Source organism: Vibrio makurazakiensis (genome assembly GCF_050337375.1).
GTDB lineage: Bacteria > Pseudomonadota > Gammaproteobacteria > Enterobacterales > Vibrionaceae > Vibrio > Vibrio makurazakiensis.
Genome location: NZ_JAKJSW010000284.1, coordinates 1 through 4222, shown reverse-complemented (window position 1 = coordinate 4222; position 4222 = coordinate 1). Strand labels below are relative to the sequence as shown.

3 protein-coding genes are annotated in these 4222 nt (G+C 42.0%); 1 reads left to right on the top strand and 2 read right to left on the bottom strand.

Annotation, left to right across the window (positions count from 1 at the left end):
* Nucleotides 1-74: 74 nt before the first annotated feature.
* A complete protein-coding gene (gene sohB, locus L4C33_RS20010) occupies nt 75-1142 on the top strand; it encodes a protease SohB (protein ID WP_428814159.1) in 1068 nt (355 codons plus the stop codon).
* Nucleotides 1143-1214: 72 nt separating this feature from the next.
* On the opposite strand, the gene L4C33_RS20005 is transcribed toward sohB, so the two are convergent.
* On the bottom strand, nt 1215-2759 hold the full coding sequence (locus tag L4C33_RS20005) for a SpoVR family protein (protein WP_428814158.1): 1545 nt from the start codon (nt 2757-2759) through the stop codon (nt 1215-1217).
* A 12-nt stretch (nt 2760-2771) separates the two neighbouring features.
* Nucleotides 2772-4043 (bottom strand): YeaH/YhbH family protein, encoded by a 1272-nt coding sequence (locus L4C33_RS20000; protein ID WP_428814157.1) that lies wholly within the window; start codon nt 4041-4043, stop codon nt 2772-2774.
* Nucleotides 4044-4222 lie beyond the last annotated feature (179 nt).

Below are 4222 nucleotides of genomic sequence, written 5' to 3'. Positions count from 1 at the left end.
CGCTAGGAATGATTATAAATTCTTGGTAATCGTGACAAGATGGTTACAATACACTAATTCATACATTAGGGGATATGACATTGGAATTTTTGTTGGACTACGGCTTGTTTTTAGCCAAGATTGCGACAGTTGTAATCGCCATTATTGCAATTTTAGTGATAGCTAAATCTGTAGGTGGAAAATCAAGCGCAATTAAAGGTGAGCTGGAAATCACCAACCTATCTGAACACCACAAAGAAACGATAGAACAATTAGAGCATCATCTGCATGATGGCGCTTTTATTAAAGCTCGTGATAAAGCAGAGAAAAAAGCAGAAAAAGAAAAATCTAAATCACGTGATAAAGAAATTAAGAAAGCCGTAAAAGAAGGCGAATTAGACAGTAAACGCGACGCTCATTTATTTGTTTTAGACTTCAACGGCAGTATTGATGCAAAAGAAGTAGCGTCATTGCGTGAAGAAGTAACCGCTGTGATTGCGGTTGCTCGTGAAGGTGATGAAGTTCTTCTTAGATTAGAGTCAGGCGGTGGCATGGTTCACGGCTATGGTCTAGCATCTTCTCAATTGGATCGTATTAAAGCTGCAGGTTTATCTTTAACTATTTCTGTAGATAAAGTGGCGGCGAGTGGTGGCTACATGATGGCATGTATTGCCGATAAGATTGTATCTGCCCCTTTTGCAATTGTTGGTTCTATTGGCGTTATTGCTCAAATACCAAACTTCAATAAACTGCTTAAAAAGCATGACATTGAATTTGAACAACTGACGGCTGGTGAATACAAACGTACTTTGACTATGTTTGGTGAAAACAGTGATAAAGCACGTGAAAAATTCAAAGAAGAGCTTGAAGAAACGCATGACTTATTTAAAAACTTCATCCGAGACCATCGCCCTGCATTAGACCTTGATAAGGTTGCAACGGGTGAACACTGGTTTGGTACTCAAGCTCACGAGTTAGGGCTAGTGGATGACATCCGTACTTCTGATGACTTAGTCGTGGAAGCTTGCAAAGATAAAACTGTACTGGCTATTCACTATGTTCAAAAGAAGAAGCTTTCAGATAAGCTTGCGGGTGTAGCGGGCAAATCAGCAGACAGCGTATTAATGAAGTTGATTGAACGCGGTCAGAAACCAATTGTTTAATGACTCGCTAGAGTTAAACTAAATAGCAGAAGGGCGATATCATTGATATCGCCCTTTTTTATGCATATACCGCTAAATTTTTGCGTCGTAATCATTTCGCTTTGGACAAGCAGAAAGAATATCTCTTCGGCCTGTATCTTTTAGCTCTTCGAGTACCACATCAAACCCCCATAGGCGATAAAGATGTTTCATCACTTCATCGTGCCCTTTATCTAGCGGGATCCTGTCATGTGGAATGTATTGCAGTGTCATCGAACGGTCGCCTCTCACGTCAACATTGAACACCTGAATATTGGGTTCTAGGTTGCTAAGGTTGTACTGAGCTGCAAGCTTTTCTCTAATCATCCGATAGCCAGACTCATCGTGAATTGCACTCACTTCAATGAAGTTCTTTCTATCGTCATCAAGTACCGCAAACAACTTGAAGTCACGCATCAATTTAGGTGATAGATATTGGCTAATAAAGCTCTCATCTTTGAAGTTCTTCATTGCGAAGTGCAATGCGTCGAGCCAGTCTGTATCGACCAAATTAGGAAACCATTCTCGGTCTTCATCGGTAGGCTCTTCACAAATCCTTTTGATGTCTCGGAACATTGCAAAGCCGAGAGCGTAAGGGTTGATACCACTGAAATACGGGCTGTTGTAAGAGGGCTGCGCTACAACACTGGTGTGGCTATGCAAAAACTCTAGAATGAATTTATCCGTTACTATGCCTTCATCGTATAGGTGGTTCAAAATGGTGTAGTGCCAGAAGGTTGCCCAACCTTCGTTCATTACTTGAGTTTGTTTTTGTGGATAAAAGTACTGACTTACTTTACGAACTATTCGCACACATTCTCGCTGCCAAGGCTCTAAGAGTGGGGCGTGTTTTTCAATGAAGTAGAGGATGTTTTCTTGAGGCTCGCTTGGAAAACGAACCTTAATGTCTTCTTCTTTGGTTTTCTTTTGTGGAACGGTTCGCCATAGCTCGTTGACTTGTGACTGGAGATACGCCTCACGTTCTTGCTGGCGGGCGGTTTCTTCGGCTATGGAAATCTTCTCTGGACGTTTGTATCTATCGACGCCGAAATTCATGAGCGCATGGCAAGAGTCCATTAAGGCTTCAACTTCAGCGACGCCATATTTCTCTTCACATTCACTGATGTACTTTTTGGCAAATAACAGATAATCAATAATGGAGCTTGCGTCAGTCCACGTTTGAAATAGGTAATTACCTTYGAAAAAAGAGTTGTGTCCATAACATGCATGCGCCATAACCAAAGCTTGCATGGTTACAGTGTTCTCTTCCATTAGGTAAGCGATACATGGGTCTGAGTTAATCACAATTTCATAAGCGAGCCCCATTTGCCCATGCTTATAGTTTTGTTCTGTCTGGATGAATTTTTTACCAAACGACCAGTGATTGTAATTAATGGGCATCCCTATGCTGGAGTACGCATCCATCATTTGTTCAGACGTTATTACCTCAATCTGGTTAGGGTAGGTGTCTAATCTATAGTGCTGAGCGACTCGTTTAATCTCTACGTGATATTGTTCTAAAAGATTAAAGGTCCAGTCTGGGCCATCTGGCAGTGTCTTGGTTTTGCCTTTTTCGGCAACGTTTGACTTCGTTGTCATGGGCAAGCCTCCTTACGCTGTCTCTTTTTGAAACAATTCCCTGAATACTGGGAAAATGTCGTCGACGGTGCGAATATTCTTCATCGCAAAGTTATCAAAAGAACTTTCTAGTTTTTCATACTCATGCCACAGGGTTTGATGTGAGCGGCGTGTTATTTCGATATAAGAATAATACTGACAATTAGGGAGGAGCTTGTTCACGAGTAATTCTTTACAGCGTGGGGAGTCATCAGCCCAATTATCACCATCGGAAGCTTGTGCCGCATAAATGTTCCATTCTCCTACTGGGTAGCGATCTGCGACAATTTCATTCATGAGTTTTAGTGCACTTGAAACTATGGTTCCACCAGTCTCTTGCGAGTAGAAAAACTCATGTTCGTCGACTTCTTTGGCTTGAGTGTGGTGACGAATAAATACCACATCGACATTTTCATAAGTTCGGTTAAGGAAAAGATACAGCAGCACGTAAAAGCGTTTTGCTATGTCTTTCGTTGCCTGATCCATAGAGCCAGATACATCCATTAGACAGAACATAACGGCTTGGCTAGAAGGGATAGGGCGTCGTTCATAATTTTTGAAGCGCAGATCGAAGGTATCAATAAAAGGAACACTATTGATTTTGTTTCTTAGTTCTTCAATTTCTGCTTTTAAACGGTTTTCTTCAAAAGGTTGAGCGGGCTCTTCCATTTTTATTTGGTCGAGTTGCTCCATGAGTTCATTTAGAGCTCTTTTCTTACCAGCTGTCATTGCTGTACGTCTTGCAAGCGACTGCTGCAAAGATTTAACGATGGCAATATTCGACGGGATCCCCGCTGTTTGGTATCCCGCTCGATGAGTTTTCCACTCTGTTATTTTACTAATCTGGTTTTTTTCCAAATTAGGAAGCTCAAGGTCTTCGAATAAAATATCGAGATATTCATCTTTTGATATTTGGAATACGAACTCATCTTGGCCTTCGCCATCTTTACTGGCATCACCCTCACCAGAGCCACCACCTTGACCGCCGCCTTTAGGGCGGTCAATTTTGTCACCAGTAATAAACTGGTCATTACCAGGGTGGACTCGCTCGCGCATTCCTCCCTGTCCTTGATGGAAGGTTGGCTCTTTAATGTCTCTATGCGGAATCGCAACGTCTTCACCTGTTTCCGTATTGGTGATTGAACGTCGATTTACTGCATCGGCTACAGATTCCTTTATTTGCTCTTTGTGGCGTCTCAAGAAGCGCTGCCTGTTAACAGCACTCTTGTTCTTGCCATTGAGCCTCCGATCGATAAATTGCGCCATAAATTTCCCCTTTAAGTATCGCAGTAGCTATCCATCTTATGCTTAAGAGGATTTACGCACTCTTAGGTACCACTCAGACAGCAATCTCACTTGCTTCTCGGTGTAACCTTTTTCCATCATTCGAGCGACAAAGTCGTCGTGTTTCTTCTGGTCTTCAGAAGAGGTTTTAGCATTAAAAG